18 protein-coding genes, 1 tRNA gene and 1 pseudogene are annotated in these 23475 nt (G+C 57.7%); 1 reads left to right on the forward strand and 19 read right to left on the reverse strand.

What is annotated here, in order from left to right:
- Positions 1-36: 36 nt before the first annotated feature.
- Positions 37-189, forward strand: a pseudogene (locus tag ACTQZK_RS04525) (twin-arginine translocase TatA/TatE family subunit); the annotation flags it as partial.
- A gap of 215 nt (positions 190-404) precedes the next feature.
- On the opposite strand, the gene ACTQZK_RS04530 reads toward ACTQZK_RS04525, so the two are convergent.
- The 19 genes from ACTQZK_RS04530 to dnaB all read right to left on the reverse strand — a co-directional run bounded on the left by ACTQZK_RS04530 (position 405) and on the right by dnaB (position 23401).
- Positions 405-480: transfer RNA gene (locus ACTQZK_RS04530), tRNA-Phe, on the reverse strand.
- 63 nt (positions 481-543) lie between these two features.
- The gene (locus tag ACTQZK_RS04535) at positions 544-1146 is read right to left on the reverse strand and encodes a hypothetical protein (protein ID WP_225749651.1); all 603 of its coding nucleotides are present in this window, start codon (positions 1144-1146) and stop codon (positions 544-546) included.
- A complete protein-coding gene (locus ACTQZK_RS04540) occupies positions 1133-1801 on the reverse strand; it encodes a hypothetical protein (protein ID WP_441898633.1) in 669 nt (222 codons plus the stop codon). Before ACTQZK_RS04540 ends, ACTQZK_RS04535 begins: the two co-directional genes overlap by 14 nt.
- 5 nt (positions 1802-1806) lie before the next feature.
- Positions 1807-2799 carry a pilus assembly protein PilM gene (gene pilM, locus ACTQZK_RS04545; RefSeq protein ID WP_441898634.1) on the reverse strand — a complete coding sequence of 331 codons (993 nt, stop codon included), beginning with the start codon at positions 2797-2799 and terminating at the stop codon, positions 1807-1809.
- Positions 2800-2831: 32 nt separating this feature from the next.
- Complete coding sequence (locus ACTQZK_RS04550) at positions 2832-3686, reverse strand: prepilin peptidase (RefSeq protein WP_225749789.1); 855 nt, start codon at positions 3684-3686, stop codon at positions 2832-2834.
- Positions 3687-3740: 54 nt separating this feature from the next.
- Positions 3741-4136: a prepilin-type N-terminal cleavage/methylation domain-containing protein gene (locus ACTQZK_RS04555; protein ID WP_225749654.1), complete on the reverse strand. Its 396-nt coding sequence runs from the start codon at positions 4134-4136 to the stop codon at positions 3741-3743.
- 97 nt (positions 4137-4233) lie between these two features.
- The gene (locus ACTQZK_RS04560) at positions 4234-5442 is read right to left on the reverse strand and encodes a type II secretion system F family protein (protein ID WP_225749655.1); all 1209 of its coding nucleotides are present in this window, start codon (positions 5440-5442) and stop codon (positions 4234-4236) included.
- Positions 5442-6497 (reverse strand): type IV pilus twitching motility protein PilT, encoded by a 1056-nt coding sequence (locus ACTQZK_RS04565; RefSeq protein ID WP_225749656.1) that lies wholly within the window; start codon positions 6495-6497, stop codon positions 5442-5444. Before ACTQZK_RS04565 ends, ACTQZK_RS04560 begins: the two co-directional genes overlap by 1 nt.
- A gap of 13 nt (positions 6498-6510) precedes the next feature.
- Positions 6511-8208 (reverse strand): GspE/PulE family protein, encoded by a 1698-nt coding sequence (locus tag ACTQZK_RS04570; RefSeq protein WP_225749657.1) that lies wholly within the window; start codon positions 8206-8208, stop codon positions 6511-6513.
- Positions 8209-8739, reverse strand: a complete 531-nt coding sequence (locus tag ACTQZK_RS04575; RefSeq protein ID WP_225749658.1) for a hypothetical protein — start codon at positions 8737-8739, stop codon at positions 8209-8211.
- Positions 8736-9068, reverse strand: coding sequence for a type IV pilus modification PilV family protein (locus tag ACTQZK_RS04580; protein ID WP_225749659.1), 333 nt, complete (start codon positions 9066-9068; stop codon positions 8736-8738). Before ACTQZK_RS04580 ends, ACTQZK_RS04575 begins: the two co-directional genes overlap by 4 nt.
- Entirely contained in the window at positions 9065-9736 is a 672-nt protein-coding gene (locus ACTQZK_RS04585) for a hypothetical protein (RefSeq protein WP_225749660.1), read from the reverse strand. Before ACTQZK_RS04585 ends, ACTQZK_RS04580 begins: the two co-directional genes overlap by 4 nt.
- On the reverse strand, positions 9733-13887 hold the full coding sequence (locus tag ACTQZK_RS04590) for a prepilin-type N-terminal cleavage/methylation domain-containing protein (protein WP_441898637.1): 4155 nt from the start codon (positions 13885-13887) through the stop codon (positions 9733-9735). Before ACTQZK_RS04590 ends, ACTQZK_RS04585 begins: the two co-directional genes overlap by 4 nt.
- A gap of 397 nt (positions 13888-14284) precedes the next feature.
- The gene (locus ACTQZK_RS04595; protein ID WP_114566336.1) at positions 14285-15592 is read right to left on the reverse strand and encodes a coproporphyrinogen III oxidase family protein; all 1308 of its coding nucleotides are present in this window, start codon (positions 15590-15592) and stop codon (positions 14285-14287) included.
- A 48-nt stretch (positions 15593-15640) separates the two neighbouring features.
- Positions 15641-16933 (reverse strand): phosphoribosylamine--glycine ligase, encoded by a 1293-nt coding sequence (gene purD, locus ACTQZK_RS04600; RefSeq protein ID WP_418831046.1) that lies wholly within the window; start codon positions 16931-16933, stop codon positions 15641-15643.
- Positions 16934-16997: 64 nt separating this feature from the next.
- Positions 16998-18317 carry an adenylosuccinate synthase gene (locus ACTQZK_RS04605; protein WP_114566338.1) on the reverse strand — a complete coding sequence of 440 codons (1320 nt, stop codon included), beginning with the start codon at positions 18315-18317 and terminating at the stop codon, positions 16998-17000.
- A gap of 177 nt (positions 18318-18494) precedes the next feature.
- On the reverse strand, positions 18495-20666 hold the full coding sequence (locus tag ACTQZK_RS04610) for an ATP-binding protein (protein ID WP_114566339.1): 2172 nt from the start codon (positions 20664-20666) through the stop codon (positions 18495-18497).
- The gene (locus tag ACTQZK_RS04615) at positions 20663-21949 is read right to left on the reverse strand and encodes a metallophosphoesterase family protein (RefSeq protein WP_418830965.1); all 1287 of its coding nucleotides are present in this window, start codon (positions 21947-21949) and stop codon (positions 20663-20665) included. The genes ACTQZK_RS04610 and ACTQZK_RS04615 overlap by 4 nt, the downstream gene beginning before the upstream one ends.
- Positions 21950-21985: 36 nt before the next feature.
- A complete protein-coding gene (gene dnaB, locus ACTQZK_RS04620; protein WP_441898640.1) occupies positions 21986-23401 on the reverse strand; it encodes a replicative DNA helicase in 1416 nt (471 codons plus the stop codon).
- Positions 23402-23475: the final 74 nt, after the last annotated feature.

Consider the following 23475-nt stretch of genomic DNA (forward strand, 5'->3'; position numbering starts at 1 on the left):
GCTAGGCACGGAAACTTGCTCAAGAAGGAGTGCAGTATGAGGATATTCGGCATGGGAATGCCTGAACTTGTTTTGATTCTGGTAGCCGTCCTGCTTATCTTCGGTCCGAAAAATCTGCCGAAGCTGGGGGCCATGCTCGGCCGAGGCGTGAAGAAGTTGCGCGGTCGCGTCGAAGACGACGACATGGAGCCGAGCGCCAAGCAAGGAGCGTAGCGCCGCTCTTAACCGCATGCGTTTCATGCCCCCGAAAACGTCTCGATCACCGGGGCGTTTTCGTATATAAGGGCCGATAAAGACGGTGTGCGAGCGAAAACTCGCAACCCTCCAGCACCGCACGCCCGATCAGAGGCAGACGAAAGTTCAGACACGAAAAAGCGCCCCAATCGGGGCGCTTCGCAATGCAATGGTGGTCGGAGGGGGACTTGAACCCTCGGCACGCGGATTTTCAGTCCGCTGCTCTACCAACTGAGCTACCCGACCATTTCGCTATCCGTAAAGGACGCGGATTGATATTTTACCGATGTAGCCACCTGCGGTCAAGCCCTACTTCGCGCTTTTCTCAACAAGGCCTCCAAGATTCGTGGAGCCGTTCGTCGTTTCAAGGTATGTAACGTTAAACGTCGAAGCCACGCTTTCGACCGACCCGTCCGCCAACAGCTTTCCCGTCATGGAGAAGTTCATGATCTCGCACCGATAAGCGCCGTTCTCCAACGCCCGAACCACATCAAGAGCGGCGCTGTAATTGGAAGTCGTAAACGAAACCGTTACCGGGCGGCGCACCAGATGCCCGTCAAGCACGGACTGCTCGAACTTCAGATCGTACGTAATCACAGAAGCCATCAACGCGTTGAGCTGGTCAAGCTCGTTTTTCAGGTTGTCGTACACCGCCACCTCGGGAACCGGCTGCTGCTTGCCCAGCTCATCCAACTCGGCCTGCATACGCTGACGAACGCTTGCCAGCATAGTCTGCTGGTCAACTTGCAATCGAATGTCCTCAAGCTGCTGTTCGTTGGCAGCCACGGTGTCGGCTACGCTCTTCACCACAAAAAAGTAATGGCAGGCACCCACCAGCAGAACGACTAGCACCAGCAGCAGGCCCTTTTCGCGACCGGAGAACGAGCGATTCAAGAAACTACGCCGCGCCATTGCTGCCTCCCTTCTTCGCCACGTCGCCCTGCGCTTCCGCCATCGCCTTGCCAGCCGCCTGGTCGAGCGCGCCCTTGAAGGTTATCTCGATGGTGGCCGACGCAACCGCGTCGGTTTCTCCTTGCGCGGTGGAAACCGTTACGTGCGCTACGCGATCGTCGCCTTCCAGGTCTTGGACCAGGTGCGACACCTTGGTAAGATCCACTCCCAAGCAGGTAACAGTCGCTTTGTTTCCCGACACCTTCAGCGAGGACAGGTACCCTACGCTCAATACCTTCTGCTCCAGCAAATCGAGCACCGTATCGCGGTCGACCAGGTTCATCTCCTCTTCGGAAAGCCCCGTGACCACGTAGCGAGCGTACTGCTTGTTCAGTTCTGCGTAGTCGGCGTTCTGATCCCTCAGCGCATCAAGCTGGGCTTGCGCGGCCGCAACGTCTCGACCGCTTGCCGCGCTTGCAGCCAACGGGTCCACAACCGCGAACTTGGCGAACAGGGCAATCAGCACCAAACCTATCGCGAACAAGGCAACGTAGGTTGCACGCGACCCACGTTGCTGCTCGACCGCCACAAGGTTGATGAACGTTTTTGTGGGATAGGAATCCTTCTTCGCCGAGGGCGAGAACCCTTTGATGGAAACCGGTTTTTTCAGATCCACGCCCCTCACCTCGCATTCCTGGTAGCGCCCACGGCGGCCGGGCACAAGGTGCGCAAGTCGCGATCGCTTGTGGTGAAGGGCATAAGGTCGATAATGGGGCGAAGTTCGATGTTCGTGTGGGCATCGATGGTTTCCATAAGAGGCTCCAGCAGCGTTCCGCCGCCGCAGCAATACGCCACCTCGATAGCTGCCGTAGGATTATTGAAGCTGTAGAAGTTCAAAGCCCTTCCAAGTTCTACGGCGATAGATGCGTATATCGACTGAACTTCCTTAGAATGCTGCGCGTCCTCAAAATCCGCCAGCTTGTACTTCACGGCAACATGCTCGTCAACGCCGCGTTCGCGAGCGAGTGCGCGATCGATATCCATCCCGCCGATCTCAATAGAGCGAGCAACGTCGTACATTCCGTCCAAGAAGAAGTGCAGCTTCGTGGCGCGATACGAAAAGTCGATGACGCAGCAATTCTGAAACGCAATCGGATTTTTCCTGATCAGATTCTGAAACGCCGCTTGCTCGGGCAATGCTACACGCAACCGCAAGCCGGCGCGACGAAACAACTCCGCAAAGTCGGCGATCGTCTGCCGAGGCGACGCCACGGCCAAAAGATCCATGGTTTTAGGCGTTCCGTCCGGGGCTTCGTTCATGGAAAGCACGGCGTAATCGTACAGGTACCGGTCTTTGCCTTGTGCTATGTAATCGCGAAACTCGTAGGGAAGGTTGAGCTTCAGCTCTTTCTCGGTCATGGCGGGCAACGTAAGCCGACGCACTAGATTGTCGGCCGCAGGAAGCACCAACGCAACGTCCTTGGAGATACCGCCTGCGCTTTTGGCCAGGCTTTTTATGAAATCGGCCATAGCGTCGCGACTCACGATGCGGCCGTCGACAACAAGACCCTCGGGAAGGGAATCCACTACCACCTTTTTAACAGCATCCCCCTCGCACACCGCAAGTTTGATGCTGCTTTCGCCGATGTCGACGCCTGTGCACGTTTTGCCCATGCGGCGTGATCCTTTCAACCTTCTTTTGAACCCTACAAGAACAATCCCGTATACCACGTAAGAGCCGCCGGTCCCACCAGCAACGTCAGCACCGTTGCAAAGGAGATAGCGGGACCGAACGGGATCGCCTTTGTCCGGAAGCTTTCAGAACCCGAATCCGCCGCACCGTCTGCAACGGCATCGGGCGAAGCGGAAAGCCCCCGGACAAGGGCGAACACCAACCCGGCAATGCAAGCGATCAGCAGGTTCAGCAACGAACCGGCCAATCCCAGAAACAACCCCACCGCAAACAAGAGCTTTACGTCGCCGCCACCCAGGGAAGCGCGCTTCGTTGCGGCATCGAACATGATGGAGAACAGCAGGATGCCGCCGCCTACGCCAAGGCCGCCTGCCAAACCGTCGAGCGCCACCGACGCCCACCCGAAACCCGTCAACGAAACGAACAGGCTGCCCACGCCAAAGCTTCCGTTTGCCGGAGGAGACATGAACCCTACGGAAGCCGCCCAAACGAGCAGCGCCGCGACAACGAACCCATTCGGGATGGTAAACGTGTCCAGGTCAACCAAAGCCGCGCCCATGAGAATGGTCGCGAGCGCCATGTACGCCAAGACGGAAATGCCGAAGCCATGCACCACCGCAAGCGCGACGAACACGATTGCCATAACAACCTCGACAAGCGCGTAGCGAGGGCTGACCGGGGCTTTGCAGTGACGGCATCGGCCTCTCAAGGCCAGCCACGATACGACGGGCACCAAGTCGAGGGGGCCGAGCGCATGGTCGCACGCCGGACAATGGCTGCGCCCATGCAGGACGCTTTCGCCGTGCACCATGCGCCATGCCAAACAGTTGATGAAGCTGCCCATGCACGCGCCAAGGAGGGCGACCATCCCCAGAAGGATGGCCGCCTCACCTGGCGTGAAGATGTTGATGGGGAGGGGCAATTAAGCAGCAGGGGTTACGTCGCTTGAGGAAACAACAGCCGTTACGGTGTATCCCTTATCTCCATTTACCGGCACGGCGTCATCCTTATCGCCCTCTTTCCACTCGGCAATAGTCACTTGACCAACATTGCCGTTCTCGTCAACCGTTGCCGTCGCAGTCCATTTTCCGGACTTAAGATTCTCGGGGCCTTTTTCCAGAATGATTTCAGTTGCCGCCACAGCCTTTACAGCACGAATATCGGCCGCCTTAACCGCCTCATTCGCCTTATCCAGCGCGCCCGTGAACACCGGCACGGCGATCGCGACCAGCACGAGCACGATCGCAACCACGATCAGGAGCTCGGCTAGCGTAAAGCCGCCCTTCTCCTCGCGAATCTTCTTGATCATTTCCTTCATAGTTGTTCCTTTCTCCTGGTCTAGCACTTCCGTCGTGCCAAATTCACGTTATATTCTGCACAATGCAACGAAAATAAGTCATAGCTTATCTATTTCGTTACATTGCAGCATACATGGTAAACAGCGGCAAGTACAACGCCACCACGATGAAGCCCGCAAATATCGCCATCAGAACCAGCAGGGTCGGCTCCATAAGCGAAAGCGCGCGATCGGTCACGCGTTGCGTTTCGCTATCGTAAAACGACCCCATGGTTTCCAAGGTCTCTTCAAGTTCTCCGGTGTGTTCGCCCACGATGGTCATCTCGATAAGCGTGCGCGGGAACCAGCGGCAGTCGATCATGCATTCGCCCAGCGTTCGGCCTTCTTCCAGCCCTGCTTCCATGCGCCCCACTTCGCGCGACAGCACATAGTTGTCCATCACGCGAGACGTCACCGACACTGCACGAGGCATGGAAAGCCCCGACGATATGAGCATGGCCATGGTGTTCGCAAACTGCGAAGCACCCGAGTACTTTCCAATCACGCCAAGAACCGGCAGGTTCAGCCGAATCTTCGCGAACTGCGTTTTTCCGGATTCGGTGGTGCTGTACAGCTTGATGCCCAGCACCAACAACGCCACGATCACCAGCACCATCACGATATTCGCCGAAACCCAGTTGGAGGAATCGATCAAAAACTGCGTGATGCCCGGCATGTCGCTTCCCAGCGACGAAACCATGCCGGCTATGGCCGGCACCACCATCACCATCATCACCGCCACTACAACCACAGCGATGATCAGCACGAAGATGGGATACGTGAGCGCGCTGGCCACCTTGGCGGCCACCTTGGATCGCTTATCGTAATACGCGTGCAGGCGCGCGAAGCACTCGGGCAGGTGCCCGCTTTCCTCACCGGCGCGCACGGTTTCGACGAACACGCGCGGCAAGTTCTCGCCCTTGTTCTCAAAGCTTTCGGCAAGCCCGTACCCCGCCGATACGTCGGCGGCAACCTCGACCAGCACGCGCTTGAGGTACTTATCGGCGGTCTGGTCGGCCACCAACGACACGGCGCGCCCAATAGGCAAGCCCGCTTTCAAGATGGTCGAGAACTGCGTGCACATGGTGGCGAGGTTCTTCGTTTTCGCCTTCGGCTTGGTAATGTCCATGGTTAAAATATTGGCGCCTTTTTTGACCTCTTTGACGCTTTGGACCACGCGGCACAGTTCGCGGGCCTTTTCCATGGCCTCGATCTCGTCGAACGCCTCGACCACGCCGTTGATGCGCTGTCCGTCGTTGGCAACTCCCATGTAGGTGTATGCAGGCATTAGCGCGCGTTCCTTCTCACGTAGTCTTCGTCGTACGCTGCGGCGGCTGCCGTTTCCAAGCTGATGGCGCGCGTGCGTACCAACTGGATCAGCGCATTGTCCATGGACACGCTGCCTGCCGCCGCCGAAGTGGCAAGCGAGCTGGCGATTTGCGGCGTTTTCGCCTCGCGAATAAGGTTGCGGATAGCGGGCGTCACCATCATGAGCTCGCAGGCCAACGCGCGGCCCGCCCCGTCGCGGCGCGGCAACAGCTGCTGCGAAAGAACAGCCACCAGGCAGGTGGAAAGCTGCATGCGAATCTGTCGCTGCAAGCCCTCGGGAAACGCGTCCACCATACGGTCGATGGAATCCGCCGCTGACTTCGTGTGCAACGTGGCCAGCACGAAGTGGCCGGTTTCGGCAGCGGTCAGCGCCGTTTGGATGGTTTCCAAATCGCGCATCTCCCCAATAAGGATGACATCGGGGTCTTCGCGCAGGACGGCACGCAGGGCGTCATGGTAGCTAGCCGTATCCTGACCGATTTCGCGCTGAGAGACAATCGAGCGATCCGGCGTGTAGATGTATTCGATGGGGTCTTCCATGGTGATGATGTTTTGGTCGCTCGTATGATTGATGCTGTTGATGAGCGCAGCCAGCGTGGTCGACTTGCCGCTGCCCGTTTCACCCGTAACCACCACGATGCCGCGCTGGATACGGGGGAAATCGAGCACCGCAGGCGGAAGCCCCAGCGATTCGAGCGCGGGTATGGCGTCGGACAAAAGGCGCAGGGCGGCACTGACGTGGCCTTGCTGCCGGAACAGGTTGATACGAACGCGCACACCGGCAATGGTGGCGGCTCGGTCAAGCTCTCCCGAGCGCTTGATGCGCTCGAAATCGTCGCCGGCCAGCTGCCGTGCAAGCTGCTCGCAATCGTCGTGCGTCAACGGCGCGTCGTCGGCGAATCCCGCGTTCGTCAATCGACCCACAACGCGAAACTTGGCCGGAAGGCCGCACACCAGATGCACGTCCGACGCCTGCGCACGATGCGCGGAAGCTATGAGTTCCTCTACGTTCATGATCGGCTCCTTGCTATTCCAACGCCGTAATGGTCTTGCGGGCTTCCTCGGCGGTTGTCACGCCAGAGAGCACCAGCTCACGGCAGGAAGCTTCCATGGTTTTGAACGAACCCGAACGCTCGATGGCGCCCTGCAGCTCTTCGCGCGTCGCGCCTCCTGTGATCGAGGTGCGCAAAGCGCGATCGAGCGTCAATATCTCGAACACGCCGGTCCTTCCACGATACCCCGTTCCGAAGCACAGGGGACAGCCCGTCCCGCGGTAGAACTTGACGTGCGCGTCGTACGGCAGCCCGATCGTCTCGAATTCTTCAGGCTGAGGATCGCACTCCTGCCGACAATGCGGACACACCAAGCGAACCAGGCGCTGGGAGATAATGCCGCGAATGCCGCTTGCGATAAGGTACGGCTCGACGCCGATGTCGACCAGGCGATCGATCGTAGACGCAGCGTCGAACGTGTGCACGGTGGACAGAACCAGGTGCCCGGTGATGGCGGCGCGCATGGCGATCTCGGCCGTCTCGCCGTCGCGGATCTCGCCCACCGCCACAATATCGGGGTCCTGCCGCAAAATAGCGCGCAGGCCGTTCGCGAACGTCATGCCCGTTTTCTCGTTGATCTGGACTTGGTTCACTCCGTCGATGTTGTATTCCACGGGGTCCTCGAGCGTAACCAGGTTCACCGAATCGGTGTTGAGATGGCGGATCATGGTGTACATGGTGGAGCTTTTGCCGCTGCCCGTGGGCCCGACGATCAGAACCATACCGTTGTTCGAGCTGATCAGGCGATTGTATTTTTCCAGGTTTTCCCCAGTAAGGCCGATGCCCTGAGGGTCGAACAGGCTGTCGTTCTTGTCGAGCAGACGAACAACCACCGTTTCGCCGTGGATAGTGGGCAGCGTGTTGATACGCAGATCGATATCCTGTTTCTTCAGGCGAATGCTCGCGCGGCCATCCTGGGGAACGCGACGCTCCGAGGTGTTCATGCCGCCCATGATCTTAAGACGCGAGATAACGGATGCCTGAAGCTCCTTCGGCACCGTCAGTATCGTTCGCAGCAAACCGTCGATGCGCATGCGCACGTGCAGGTCGGCTTCGCGCGGCTCAAGGTGAATATCGCTTGCCCGCTCGGTTGCCGCGCGCTCGATGATGCTGTTCACCAGGCGCACCGTGGGCGCGGACTGGGCGTCGGCATCGTCGCCGAGCGACGTAGCGGCAAACCCGCTGGACGAATCGTCCGCCGGGCGCGCATCGCGCTTCATTTCCTCGATCGCGCGAGCGGCGCCTTCGTTGCCGTACAGCGTCATGATGGCGCGCATGATGGCGTCGTGCATGGCAACCATGGGAACGACGCGCTTGCGGGTGGCGTGCTTCACCGCTTCGATGGCCATGAAGTTCAGCGGGTCGCTCATAGCCAGGTACACTTCGTCAGGCGTAGTGCGAACCGGCACGACGTTGTACTGGCGCGCGACGTTCTTGGACACCACGCGGCTCATCTCGGGATCAAGATCAACCTGGGACAAATCGATGAATTCGACGCCCAACTGCATCTGCAACGCCTCGATCAGACCCGCTTCCGTAATGATGCCCTCGGCAATAAGTTCGTCGCCCAGACGGCGCTTCGTTGTTTTCTGCTCCGAAAGCGCATGCTCTATCTGGTCCTCGGTCACGAGGCCCGCATCGAACAGCACGTCTCCCAAACGTTTGTAAGGCATTTACGATCCTATCCTCAGTACGTTCATGGTGGTTTTGGCAAGCGCATCCTGCGCGACGTCTCCTTCGGCGTACACGCCCAACTCGAAAGACCAGGTCTTGGAGGCGGCATTGTACGAGAGCATTTCAAGCCGCGGGGTAAGGCCGTCTTCGGCAGGAGCAAGAAGAGCCTGCGCGCCGTCGGCGTTCAACCAGATGCCTTGCTGACCGTCGGACTGCAACAAGGCGATTTCATGCCGCGTGGAGCTTGTGAAATACAGAGGGCTCTCGTCAGACTGCACCCCGTCGCCCTCCACTTCAAGCGCGTACGTTAGCTCGTCGCTTACCTCCTCGACCGCCTGCATGAGCATCGCGTTGGCTTTCGTCTGCACGGTAATGCGACTGTACGAGTTCATGGCCGCCTGCAATCCGGCGGTTACCGCAACGCACAGCAACCCGATAAACAAGATGCTGATCAGGTGTTCGCCCAGCATGAATCCCCGCGTATCGCGCAAGCGGCTGCGGAGCATGGCTCTGTACTTCACGTTTTTCATGCGCGCTTGCCTTCGCAATAGCGCTCATAATCGCCCGAACCGTAAAGCGTCACCGCCGGCTCCGGGTCATTCGCCCCTTCCGAATTGGGAATGTAGACTTTTACCTTGGTCAGGTCTACATGCGAATTCATGAGATTCGATTCCGCATCGTACGAAGCGTCCAGCGCGCGCTCGCTCTGAATCGCCGTGCTCGCAGACGCCATCACCATAGTGGCCAGCATCGTTGCGCCCAGCACAGCAATCAAGATAGCCACCAGCGCTTCAACCATGGAGTCGCCCCGACGGTCGACAACCTTGCGGCGGAACCTGTCGAACAAGGATTCGGTCATGACTGACCTCCCGAAGCCTTCTTGACAACAGTATTATCCCCGTATGTGAACGCAGCCAAACGACCGGCGGCATCATACGTCGGAGTACACTGAACGGACACCGTCATATTGTAGGGGGAGCTTGCTGAAAGCTCTTCGTCAAGCGACAGCTCAACGGTTACGTTCAGGTCGGCATCCACCGTCACCTTGCCGTACACGGGGTCCATAGCTTTCGATTCGAACGGCGGGTGCACAACAAGGCGATCGGACGACGAATCGCCTATTGTATAAGGAATACCTTGCTCCCGGCAGGCAAGGATTGTCGCTGTCCGGTCTTTCGTCCAGAAGCCTTTCCCGACTTCCGAATAAACTTTGCTCACGTCGACGGAAGGCTTCTCGTCCGGTCCGTAGCTGATCGAAACCGTCACGCAAGGCGCTGGGCGCGCCTCATAATCCTCGTCCAATATCGTGTCCTCGCCGCCTAATTGCTGGGCTATAAGATCCGCGGCGGATGCCATCGAGTACTCATCTTGCTGCAAATCCTTGTGGGTCTGCACCGCTTTCGCATTCACCGAAGCAGCCGTTACCACCACGGACCCAACGATCGCGCAAATCAAAAAGAACACGAGCGCGATACCAATGGAGGCGCCGCGTTCGTCACGCAGGGTATGTTGAAGCGCGCGGTTCATGCCGCGGCCTTTTCCGCAGGATCCTCAGCATCCGCAGCACCCGGAGGCGCATCCTCAGGTGCAGGTTCGGTTGACTGCGGTTGATTGGGATTGGGAACAGGCTGCTGGTCGGACGGGCTTGGGTCTACAGCAGCCACCGAACGCTGATCGTTAGACCGCGAGGAAGCTTCAGCGGAGCCGCCAACGCTCGCGGCAAGCAGCGCCTGCGCGTGCTTGGTCTGACCCCCTATCACATCCTTCTCTCCAAGCTTTTCCCTGTTTCCATCAGCATCGACGAAGTACACCTCTGTCCCAACCAGATGCTTTACTTGACCGTAGCCGATATGATTGCCCTTCGCAAAGCCGATGAGCGAACCCACGAACGAATCAACCGGACTTTCTGGTCCGATCGAGCGCAGAGAAAGATCGGCATAGGAAACGGCGATCTTCTGACTATTTTCAAGATAAGGGAACTGGCCGCTGAATCTAAGCATGCCCAGCAATCCGCCCATCCTGACGCTCGCTTGTTCCTTCGAGGAATCGAATCGAACGCTAGCCTGCAATGCGACTGCAAAGACCTCGCAGTCTTCCACTCCAACTTTTTCGCCGTCTTCGTCGGGTTCGTTCGACTCCTTGGCATAACCTACCAAGCCGCCGACATTGAGAACGGGGCCGCTGTAAGAGGGGTACGGATTCTTCATGACCACAGCAAGGTTCGTAGCAGAGCTGTTAAAAATATAGCAATTCTCGGCTTCGCCAACCAGCAGGCCAACGTTCGTTGTTCCATTCGTCGCCGGGATGTCAATGACCAGCGAAGGATCGGTTAAGCTGGCCCTGCCTTCACCTGACACGGAGCAGTTTTCAATCGTACATTCCTTAGCCAAACCCACCAAAATGCCTATAGATCCCGCTCTAGTTGTAACCAGCTCTTTTGAAGCGCTATTCTGCTCAAACCCCACAATCTTGATATTCTTCAAAGTTGCATCGCTTGCCTTGGGGAACAGCCCTGCGTAGGCCCCTACGTCACCAATGCCCGACGCTAGCTGATACCCCGTTATCCGGTAAGTACCCCCGTCGTAAATTCCTTTGAACGCATGAGCGAAATTGTATTTCCGAGACGCGTCGCCACCGTTTGCAGCAGCCGACAAATCCATATCGTGCGATTGGAGAAAGGCGTGCTTTACGTAATGTTCCTGCACATCGTACGCAGGCAGGCACCCTACGAACTGGTCCGCATGACGAACGTTCCAGGGGCTATCGTCCTCCCCCCAGTCGTCAGCCTCGCCATCATCAACGGCAATTGCAGCTGCAAAATTCACGTTGTACCAATAGTCGTGCTGATTCGCCCCAAGTCGGAACGGGTAATGCAGCGTGTTTTTTTGAGACTGCCCCCAAACCGTACCGGGCGCTTTGTACGCATCGTACCGAACACCGTCAACGGAAAAGTCTACATCGACCTTGCTCTCTTTTAACGAGACCCAATTATCAGGGCTCTGCCCATTGCCGCCTTGCTGATACTCCGGCGCTGCCGCTCCGGCGGGCACCACAACGTAGTAACCCCATGAGGCAATCTCGTTGTTTCCAGGAAGATCACCGTCGCAAGACGAACCGTCCAGCGTTCCGTAATAACCCGTCACTTTATTATCATGGTCGAACTCAAGGTACATCAGCCCAACGGAATCCTTCGGAACCTCCTTGTACTGCGTCTTCAGTTTGACCGCGCCGAACGCAAGCCGCGAATCCCAATCGCCCACCAGAGAATTCGAGGTAGGCATAATAGTGAACGAGGGAGATTGGTAAGTGCTGTCGCCCTCAACCTTCCAGCCTGCAAACGCCAGGCCCTCTTTGTTCGGAGGCGACGAGATAGACGCATGCGTTTTGTCATCCTGGACGGTATAGGGCACGTACTGAACATCGTACCCGTCAATGCGCTTGCCGTTGCCGTCGCAATACTCAACAGCTCGGTAGAAAAGGTAATCCCTCTCGGTAGACAGCTCGTAATCGGCGGACGAGGTTTTGCTGAGCGCGTAATCGCTGCTGGCGCCCGAACGCGACGACCTCACGTATGCCGACGGGTTGCTCGACAAATAACCGTCGGACTTCTCGTACAGCCACAATTGCGCGCTCGGAAGCTTCGTGTACGTAGTCACGTTGTCCAGCCCTTTGCCCCAAGCAACGGCAGGCGCCGCCGTGTAATACACGCGCACGTCCCCCTGACGAGGGAACGCTCCGCTCGAAAGATTCAAGCTGCCGCCCTTGGTGGTCACATTGTACAAAGCAACGGTAGAAGAGGCGCCGAACTCGTTTTCAAACGGCTGGCGAATCGGTGCGCCCAAGTTCACGCCGCGCGACCCCGTCGTAGTCTTTCCGTTCGACAAGTACTCGGCAAAGCGCGGGGCTAGACTGGAAAAGTACGCTTGAACCTCATCCGCGCGCGGCGTGGTGCGAACGTATATCTCATACCCATCGAAGTCCTGCTCGACCAAATCGTAGAGTTTGACGGTATCTATAGTAAGCGATGTGGCATAGTTGGCCGACTCCGCAGCAGGCAAGGACGCGTCCTTGCCCGACCACTGCACGCATTCACGCAGATCGCGTCCGAGATTCGTATTCTCCCACGTCCAAGCACCTTGGTCCAAATAGCCGGCTCGTTCGCCGTTGACCCATATTTCGTATATCTGATACTGACGCTGTTTCCCGCTTGCCTCGAACGGTTTTCCGCCGGACCACAGCAACTCGTTGTTTCCAGGATTGACCATTCCGCTTACGTCGATAGAACTTCCCACCTGAGACGTGTACGAGCCTGCGGAAACGAATACGTTAGCTTGCTGTTCTCGAGCGTCCGCAAGTTTCACCCAGGCTCCCGAATACGACTGCCGCGTTGATTCGATATTCTCGGCGGCAAGCACCGAAGATGTTTTTATTCCCGCCGCACTAAGCTCGAACGTCGCCTCGGTCGATATCATGGAAATACCCGTAACCGGCGGCTCGCCTGCAGTTGTGACCAGCTTCACCGAAGGATCGGCATAGACGCCCGATATATGAGCGGCGCGCGATTTGCCGCCATTGTTTTTAGCCTCAAGAGCAGGATTGGTTACCAAAACCGAAAGCTTCGCCACCTTTTCAGGCCACTTGAAATAAGCAGATGCCGTAGCAGGAACGGATGTTTTCTCCAAGCAGGAAACTCGCGCGTCCGCGCGAATATCACCCGCTGAGCTCGACAAAGCACCAATCGTAACAGCAAGGTCTCCTTGACCGCCGGCCTCTTGCAAGACGCGCTTCAAGTCGTTCAGATCGATTGCGTACACGTCAGCCTGAGCAGCATCGCCCTTCAATCCCAGGGAATACACTTTGGTTTCTTTCACCGTGTTGGAATTGGTCTTGGTCTCCGATCCCGCTTGCACGGTGTACGAGGTTTCCGTCCCATCAAGCCCTGAAATTGAAAGAACGCTCGCGCCTAGAGACACGGTCACTTCGATAGAGGTTTTCCATTCGGGGTTCCTTGACAGATTTTTATCCTGCACGCACAACTCGCCGTTTTCGTTCAACCACACCACGGGGTTTTGCAGAGCAATTTCAGGAGTTGCCCCGTGCGGAGTGGAGTCGGCATATCCAATCATGTAATCGGCAGCCATGCGCGCGGCCCGGTCACGCGATCCCCCCGCTTCGTAATACTCTTGCGCGGCATTCGTGCTATCGGGAGCGAAGCTGAAGAACCCGCTTTTTCCATCCGCGTAAAACACGCTGACCACTGTCGCCGTGGTCACATTGAACTCTATGATGAAATCGCCCCGGCGAACGCTATCATCCACAGCAAGAGGAGGGACGATACTGCTCTTTCGGGCTTGGTCAGCCGTGATGTAGAACGTATTTTGGGCATCGGTCGGCCTTCCGTTGATCGTGCTGGGAAGATTCACGGCCTTGGTCTGGGCTAATCCCTCGGACTCGACGATCGACCACCACGCGCCTGATACCTTTTTAGCCGTCATCTGGGATTGCGCAGCATTTGCTATCGACTCGGCGGCGTTGTTCAGCTCGACCATGCGCATGTTGTTCTGAGCGCTTACGATAGAAGGGAACGCCAGTGCTGCAAGCACCAAAAGAATCGCTACCGACAGCAACAGCTCGGCAAGCGTAAACCCTTTCGTATGTGCCTGATGCGCTTTTACCAAAGAAGCATCCCTATCTCATTCGTTCAAGTTCTTAACTAATTGTGCTGGTATGATACCACCACCAGGCATAAATGAGACTACATTACTACGACAATTATAAAGACGGTCAACGCTCGATCGAAATCGGCGGAAACGAGCCACCCAGCTCCTCGAAGCGCCGACAAAGTTTTGGGAAACAGACTGGTCCGACCTGCGCTAATAGCGGTTTTACAGCAAGAAGCCCCTCCGGGAAACCACGTGACCGCGGCCTCGCTTCTTCTCACGCGAAAACAAATCGCCCGAGCAGCGGGGCTTCGCTTTGCGAAACCTCGACGCTCGGGCGACACTGCATTGCAAGATGTTCGGGAGGTGCTGCGTTGCAGCATCGCTTTCAAGAACCTCGCGAAGGGTGCGGCAGTTAGCCGAAAATCAACTGGCGCTCCTCGCCAACCAAGGACGCGCGCGCCTGATCGCGCAGATTGTTCACGCCGATGAAGAACTGGCGCATCATCACAACCATGAGATAGCGGCCCTTCGGCGTAAGCGTGAACTCATCAGGCGTATCGCGGTCGAATGCTCCTGCCGCCTTCATGAACCCAACCTCTACGGGAAGGCCGCGCTCCACCGTGCATCCGAAATCGCGCTCGAACTGGCGCTTGTCCAGCCTCAATCCGAACAGCTGCATCATGAAGCGGTACCGCATGCGATCATGCTTCGAGAACTCCGTCTTTCCCATAAGCGACATACGATCGGAAGAGATTGCGGCATTGTAGTCGTTCACGCTGAACGTGTTCACGTACAGGTTCTTTCCCAAATACGTGATACCGCCGCTGCCGATAGCCGGGTACTCCTCGTAGTCCACAACGTATTCGTCGATCATCGCACCATCGCCCGCAGCACCCGTGCCGCGCTTGTTGAACGTCCAAGCACTTCCGTGCTCGAACAGCGGATCGGAACCACCGGCAAGCAGTTCGCTGATAATCTCGTAGAAGCGCCGCTCGCGCTGGTAATCAACCTTGCCAACCGTCCTGGCCAGAGAGCGCGCGACGCTCGGAGAAGCCATCAGCGGATAGAACGTAGTTTGGCTGGTCCCGCTTTCCACCACGCGTTCGATATCCTTGATCAACACGTCTTCGGTCTGCGCCGGGAAATTGAAAATCATGTCCACGTTCAACGACGTGAAGTACGGGCTTGCATCCTGCACGCGCGCCAAGATCTCGGCGGCGCTTCCGTACTTGTCGTAGCGATCCATCTGCTTGAGCAGGTCGTCATCGAAGCTCTGAACGCCAACGCTCAAACGCTGAACGCGACCTTGCAGCTTATCCAAGTAAGAAGGGATCAGATGATTCGGGTTCGTCTCGCTGGAGACCTCGTTGATAGAGAACGTCTCGCGAGCAAGGTCGATGGTGTCGCACAGCTCGTCGATCATGATGGTCGGCGTACCGCCGCCCACGTACAGGCTGTCGAAATCGTAGCCCAAATCTTTGAGCATCATCATCTCTTTGCGCATGCTTTGGAAGTACGGTACCGCACGATCCTCGGAAAAGGGGAAACGATTGAACGAACAGTACGGGCACAAGCGCTCGCAGAAAGGCACGTGCATGTAAAGCATGTATTTCTGACCAGGCACCGGAGCCGGAACACGGCGCTCGTCAGTGGGCTTGAGTTTCAAGTACTGGTTCGTGCATTGGCGGACTGCCGCCGTAAGCATGCGTTCAGATAGCATAGACTCCTCTGTCCAAAAAACCGCCGCCCTTTCGGACGGCGGAAACCTTTATTCCCAAGCAGTCCGTCCAGCAGCAGCTTTTTTGCCGATGTCGGTTCGGAATTGTTTGCCTTCAAAATTGATATAGTCGCACGCTTCGTACGCCTTTTCGCGGGCTTCGTCGAACGAATCGCCCAAAGCCACTACGTTAAGAACGCGTCCACCTGCGGTAACAAGTTCCTCGTCGTAGTTCTTGGCAGTACCGGCGTGGAATACGGTAACGCCCTCTATGGCTTCGGCTTCGTCGACGCCAAGGATGACCTTTCCTTTTTCGTACGATCCGGGATAGCCCTCGCTCGCCAAAACCACGCACACCGCCCACTGCTCGGACCAGCGCAAGGTGATGTCGTCCGGACGCCCCTCGGCAACAGCCATCATGATATCTACCAGGTCGGTTTCCAGACGCGGCAGAACCACCTGCGTCTCAGGGTCGCCGAAACGAGCGTTGAACTCGATGATCTTAGGGCCTTCCGGCGTCAGCATGAAACCGCCGTACAGAACGCCGCGATAGTCATGGGCAAACGGCGCGCGAGCCGTAGCAGCGGCAGCCGTCTCCATGATCTCATGCATGGCGGCCAGTTCTTCAGGGGTAACGATAGGCACCGGCGAGTACACGCCCATGCCGCCCGTGTTGGGACCGCGGTCGCCATCGAATGCGCGCTTGTGATCCTGTGCGGTGGTCATGCAGTGAGCCTTGCCGTTGCTGACGAACGCAAGCAACGAACACTCGGGGCCCGTCAGGCATTCTTCGATGAGCACGGTGGAGCCGGCATCGCCGAACGCGCCGTCGAAGCAGGAACGAACAGCATCCTCTGCGGTTTCCAGGTCGTCGGCAACGACAACGCCCTTGCCCGCTGCCAAGCCGTCCGCCTTGACAACGATGGGGGCGCCCAATTCGCGAACGTAAGCGAGCGCTTCGTCCAAGTTCGTGAAGCTGCCGTAACGAGCCGTCGGAATACCGTTGGCTCGCATGAATTCCTTGCTGTAGGTTTTGCTGCCCTCCAGCAAGGCTCCTTGAGCATCGGGTCCGAACGTAGCCACGCCCGCTTCGCGCAGAACGTCCGCCACGCCGGCGACCAAAGGAGCTTCGGGGCCGATGACAACCAGGTCAATCGCATGCTCCCGCACGAACGCCAGCACGGCATCCGCATCCTCGGGATTCAGCCCGGCAACGTTCTGAGCAACGGCATCGGTTCCGCCGTTGCCAGGAGCTACGTACAGCCGATCGGCGCGAGGAGACTTCGCCAAGGCCCACGTGATGGCATCTTCGCGACCGCCGCCGCCCAACACCAGGATGTTCACATTCGTTCCTTTCATCAACCAACGCGTTTCACGTGAAACGCTCGAAAATCGAAAGCCTGAGAAGCTACGCGCGATCCCAGCCGCGCATGATGGTTTGGTCGCGATCGGGACCCACCGCGATAATGCTGATGGGAACACCGACGATGCGCTCAAGGTACTCGACGTAGCGCTGCGCCGTTTCCGGCAGGTCCTCGAAGGTACGGCATCCGGTGATGTCGACGTCCTTCCAACCGGGAAGCTCTTCGTACACCGGCTTCGCATGGAACAGAACGCTCTGCTGCATGGGGAAGTAATCGTAAACCTTGCCGTCGCACTCATACGCCGTGCACACCTTGATAGTATCGAATGCGCTCAAAACGTCAAGTTTGGTCAGCGCCACATCGGTCAGGCCGTTGACCTCAGCTGCATAGCGCGCGATAACCGCATCGAACCAGCCGCAGCGACGCTTGCGGCCCGTGGTCACGCCGAATTCGTGGCCGACAGCGCACATGAGCTCGCCGGTCTCGGCTTCCTCGCCTACGCCGCCATCTTCGGGAAAGCGCTGCTCGGTGGGGAAGGGGCCGCCGCCGACGCGCGTGATGTACGCCTTCTGAATGCCCAAAACGCGATCGATGGCCGTAGGACCGACGCCCGTTCCGGTTGCCGCGCCACCGGCGCAGCACGAAGAAGAAGTCACGTAAGGATACGTTCCGTGATCGATGTCGAGCAGCGTGCCTTGCGCGCCCTCGAACAGGATGGACTTACCCGCGCGCACGGCCTCGTTCAGCAGCTGCGCCGTTTCGGCCATGTACGGTTTGAGAATACGAGCGTACGGCAGGTACTCTTCGCAGATTTCTTCCACCGTGTACGTATGCAAACCGTAGATCTTCTCCAGAACGGGATTCTTCTGAGCGAGAACCGCTTCAAGCTTCAGGCGGAAGATCTTCTCGTCCAACAGGTCCTGGATGCGGATGCCCTTGCGAGCGACCTTATCCTGATAGCAGGGACCGATGCCGCGCTTCGTGGTGCCGATCTTGTTTTCACCGAGGCGCTTTTCGTCGGCGCCGTCGAAGTCTTTGTGGTAGGGCATGATAACGTGCGCATCGCACGAGATCTTGAGGTTCTTGCAGGAAATGCCCTCGGCTTCCAACATGGCCATCTCTTTGATGAGCACGCCCGGGTCGACGACAACGCCGTTGCCGATAACCGGCACTGCGTTCTCGTACATGACGCCGGAAGGCATAAGATGAAGAGCCAGTTTCCTGCTACCGTGGATAACAGTGTGGCCGGCATTGTTTCCGCCCTGGTAGCGAACCACGTAGTCGTATTCGCTCGCGATGAGGTCAGTGATTTTGCCTTTGCCTTCGTCGCCCCATTGGGCACCGATCAGAACCGTGCTGGGCATGTGCGTGAGTCCTTTCAACGCCCCGGTTTCATCATGCGGGGCAGTCCCGTAACAACCCTTGCATTATAGTATAGTTGCGCGTTCGGCCCCGCGCTTCCTCTGTCTTTATCGAGAAACCCCATCTAATGGGCCCTTATCAGCCGCATAACCGAGAAACAGGCCGGAGTTCAGGGCAAATTACAGCTCCAGCTTGTTCAAGGTTGGATCGACGGCGCGCAGGGCCTTGACCACTTCCTCATGACAGGTGAACAGAAGCACCTGCCGCATGCGCGCCAGTTCCGCAAGGGCACGCGCCGCTCCGGCGCGACGCTCCGAATCGAAGTTGACTAGGATGTCGTCGGCCAGGATAGGTATTGCACGGCCGACGTTGTCAGCCGTCATCAGCAAAGCAATACGCAAAGCAAGGTAGAGCTGTTGGCACGTCCCCAACGACAGATGAAGGGGGTCTCGGGCGGTTTTGACTGCGTCGACCACCTGCAACCGACCCTCGGCGGTCATGGCCACCTTAACCCACGCGCCATCGGTCATAACGGAAAGCAAGCGACTTGCCTGGCGATACACTTCAGGCTGGCTCTTGCTCTCCCAAGCGCCGATAGCCGTTTCGAGCATGCGCTTCGCCAGAAGCAGGCGCGCATATTCGCGGGAGCTCTCATCGATGCGCGTCTTCACCTCTTCCGCTTGCAGCTTGAGCGCGTCGAATTCCCTTTCCTTGACGGCATGGGACAGTTCTTGCTTCAGCTCGCCGTACCGGCGGTTCAAATGCTCGCTTGTTTCCAACAGGCCGCTGCGCTGCTGCACCTTTTGAGCCAAAGCCGCGTCAAGCGCTTCCACGGTTCGCTCAGCACGCGAATCAATGCGCTCGAACAAGCGCTTGCGCTGGCGCTTCGCAAGCGCCAAGCTTTCTTCAAGCGAACTGCGCCGCGACACAAGGGCCTGCTGCCGCTGTCGATACAGGTTGGATTCGGCGCGGGCATCCTTCGCTTCATCCAGCAACGTACGAGCACGCCGAAGCGAGCCTTGTGCCTCTTCCAACCCAACCGAATCAAGCTGAGCGCGCGCCTCCCGGCGAAACGACTCCCTGCTTTCCACGCATGCTTCAAGCTTCTTCTTGTCCTGCAACATAACCCACTGCGCATCTTGAAGACGCTCTTCCTTTGCGTCGGCCTTCTTATCAGGCCGAAACAGCATCACCATCGCAGCCAGAGCCAACATGATGGCGAAAACGATCAGGCCGATGCCGCCAACGGTGAACGAAAGGCTGGTTATCTCTCGGCCGTGGATGAAAAGCGGCACGCCGGAAAGCATGAACAGGAGAGGCAAGGCGATGGACAGCACGATCTGCGTTGCGCGTTGGCGGCGCATCACCCCTTGCACAGACGTTGCGTCCTCGGACTCGAGCAGTACCTCGTACGCAGCCTTCGAAGTGGAAAAGTTATCCTGGGCAAGATCAACGGCATGCTCGAACTTCGCCTCGTCGACCGCCAAAGACTCGATCTTATCCCGCAACGCACGGTCTTCCGTTGTAGTCAAGCGAACAAGCGCGGCCGAATCCCCTCGATCGCGCAGACGATGCTCCAGTCGCAGCGTTTCTTCTTCAGCCCTTAAAGAGGCGATCTTGTCCTCCAGGTCGTCCATCTCTTGGTCGATCTTTTCCACGCTGGCGCGGCAAACCGTCAACGCCTCTATATCGGAGTTAAGCGAGTCCAAACGCGCAAGCAGCTGGTCCCGTTGCGGCGCAAGGTCGTGGAACTCCTTGTCCTGACGCTTGAACCGTTCGACCGTTTCAGCGGCGTAAGACAGCTTTTCACGCAGTTCGTCCTGCTGGACGCCTAGGTTGACCAGAGAATGTTCGATACCGGCAGCGCGCGAAGTGTATTCAGCCAGGCGATTCTGGATCAATGAGCGCGCGTGAGCGGGGGAGGCTCCGGTTCCCGACCCTGCCGTTAACAGTTTCGCCGTGACGTCCGATGTGTTCCTAAGCGTGCGAAGCTCGTCGCTCGTAAGCGAGAACATGGTTTGGAACGTTTCTTTGTCGATGTCGGACACCAATGCAGCATCGCCTTGAAGCCCGTCGGCATTACGACCACGCGAGAGTTCGATTTCGTTTCCGCCAGCCTGGAAGAACAAGGACCCGGCGCGTTCGGCGTTCGCAGGCTTGTACGTGTTGCGCATACCACGCGCGTCCTCCCACCCGAACAGAACGCCGCCGACGAACGAAGCCAAGGTTGTTTTGCCTGATTCGTTTCGGCCAAATATCACGTTAAGACCCGGCGTTAACGGCCCTACCGCCATATTGGAAAACGCGCCGAAGGACGCTATTTTCACGCGCTCAAGATAAGGCCTGGTCATCGGTCCTCCCCTTGCGAGAGAAGATCGAGCACAAGGTTTTCGGCTTCTGCGGACAACTCGTCCACAAGCCGCGTGCAAGCACTGGGCAGCTGCATGCCCTTCGCAAGGAATTCCTCTTGAAGATACGCTATCTCATCGTCGGGATTCGAGCGTTGGGCATCGGCGACCTGAAGAAACACCGCGGGGAACAGCCCTTCCCGACGCAACGCATCTTTGTCGCGCGGCTCCACCGTTGCATCAAGCAGGGCGTCGCAGAAAAACGCCGGATACGAATCGTTCAGGTGCTTTCGCAGGTCAGCGCGTATATCATCGCGCTCGAGCATAGCATGAAGATGCGTCGACCCCACCAATGTGATGCGCGAAACCATTTCCTCGCAGTGGGCTTTTCCGTTTTCGCGGAACAGCTCGCGCATGATCTTGTCGGTGACCGCCGGAAGGTTCGCGCAATCGGAAACGTCCACCCGCATGCGCTGCCATACGACGCTTGCCGTGGGAATAGGCTCTATCGTGTTCCGCGCGCCCTCCGTAAGCGTAACGTGGTAGATTCCGCGTTCGCCCGTCTCGTTGATGTCACGGCCCTGAATGCAACCGGAAAACACCAAGCGAGGATCTTCGAAAGACGGGTAAGCGTACCGAAGGTGGATATGTCCTAACGCCCAGTAATCCATCCCGGCGTTCATGAGAATGGATGGCACGACGGGCGCTTTCAAATGATCGAGATTGAGGCCCGTGTGCAAAACCCCTACCGCGAACGGAGCACTGGCAACTTCAGGGTATCTTTGAACAAGTGCCTCTTCAGCAGCGCGGCGCGTCACTCCCTCGGCAATGCACTCGTCAGCCGGCCATGTTTGGTTGTAGTACCCGCGACCCCCCACGATGCAAAGCGGGCGGCCATCGCGCTCGTACAGGGCGAATCCCGGACGATCGCCCGGTAGCATGACCGCATTCGAGGGAAGCGAGAAGCTGTCGTGCTGCCACGAGGTATACGGATCATGGTTTCCCGTGATCAGGTAAACGGGTATGCCCGCTTCCTCAAGCCTGCGCAAGCCAGCAAAAAAGTGCAGGTAGTCGCCGTACGAAGGACGGGCGTTATCGAAAATATCGCCCGCCATCACCACGAAGTCGACCTCGCGGGCAAGAGCGGCCTCTATCACGCGGTCGTATGCTTCGGACAAAGCCGTGAGCAGGCGCGCTGCCCACGCATCGGAAAGCGCGCGTAAACCGCGAAAAGGAGCGCCAAGATGAAGATCGGCGGCGTGGATGAATGTCAGACGTTCGGCCATGCAAGCAGTGTACCTCGAATGCCTGCGACAAGGGAATTACATATAGCCGCCCGCGCGCGAATCGTCGATGAAATCCATGAAGCGCGTAAACTCGGCGTTGAAAGCCAGGGGGATGTCGCGCGTAGGACCGTTACGGTGCTTCGCCACAATCAACTGGGCGGTGCCCAGGTCGGGACGATCTTCGCTTTCAGCCTCGATTTCGTCCATGCTTCGGTCGATGAAGGCAACGATGTCGGCGTCCTGCTCGATCGAGCCCGATTCTCGCAGGTCGGAAAGCATCGGACGCTTCTTGCCGCGCATTTCGACCGCACGGGACAACTGCGACAGCGCAATAACGGGCATGTCCATTTCTTTTGCGAGCACCTTCAAGCCTCGAGAGATCTCGCCAACCTCGACGGCGCGGTTGCCGTCGGCGCGCGCTTTGGGCGGCTGCATGAGCTGTAGGTAGTCGACGATGATCAACCCTTTTTCAGCGTTGCGCAACTCTCGGCGCGCTTTCGCACGCAGCTCGAGGATGGAAAGCGCCGGCGTGTCGTCGATGTACATCTTCAGATTGGAAAGCTTGCTCGAAGCTTCAACGATGGCGCTCCAGTCAGAATCTTGCAACTTGCCCGAGCGCACGTTCGCAAGACCCACGCGGGCCTCGGCGCACAGGATACGCTGGACCAACTGGGAACCGCTCATTTCCAGGGACAGGAACGCAACCGTAGCGCCCAACTTGGCAGCATTCGTTGCAAGGTTCAACGCGAACGACGTCTTGCCCACACCGGGTCGGGCGGCAAGAATGACCAAGTCTCCGCCGCGGAAACCGTGGAACAGGTCGTCAATATCCTTGAACCCCGATGCAACGCCAGCGATACCGCCGTCTTGAGCGGCGATCTCCTGGATCTCCTCGAACGCATCGACCAGCAAGGTATCGATGCCGGTGAACGCCGACGAAACGCGCTGTTCGGTAACGTTGAACAGCGTTTTCTCGGCTTCTTCTACTACAACGCCCAAGTCGTCGGGGGCATCGTAGGCAAGGGCCGTGATAGACGCCGATGCACGGATCAAGTCGCGCAAAATAGACGTACGCTTAACGATTTCGACATGGTTCTGCCAGTTGGTAAGTGCGAACGTATTGTCCGCAAGCTCGATCAGATACGGTTTTCCGCCAACGGCTTCAAGCTGCCCCAAGCCCTTCAAGTTGTCAGCCAACGAGATATGGTCAATGGGAATATGCCGGGCGTACAAATCGAGCATCGATTCGAAGATACGTTGGTGGGAAGCGCGGTAAAAATTCGCGGGAACAAGTTTCGCAGCAACTTCCTCGATAGCTTCCTGAGTCAGGATACATGCAGCCAACACGGACTTTTCCGCTTCGATATTCTGAGGTTCAAGGCGACGGCGATCTTCGACGCGTTCGTCCTCAGGAGCAAAATCCGGGCTGTAGGGCGCAATGGGACCTGACATGAAATCTATCCTTTCAAAGGTATCGGCTCCCTATGATACCCCAAGCATTCTACCTGGTCATCAGTAATTTCTAT

It is taken from the genome of Paraeggerthella sp. LCP19S3_G8, assembly GCF_052119225.1.
Classification (GTDB): domain Bacteria; phylum Actinomycetota; class Coriobacteriia; order Coriobacteriales; family Eggerthellaceae; genus Paraeggerthella; species Paraeggerthella hominis.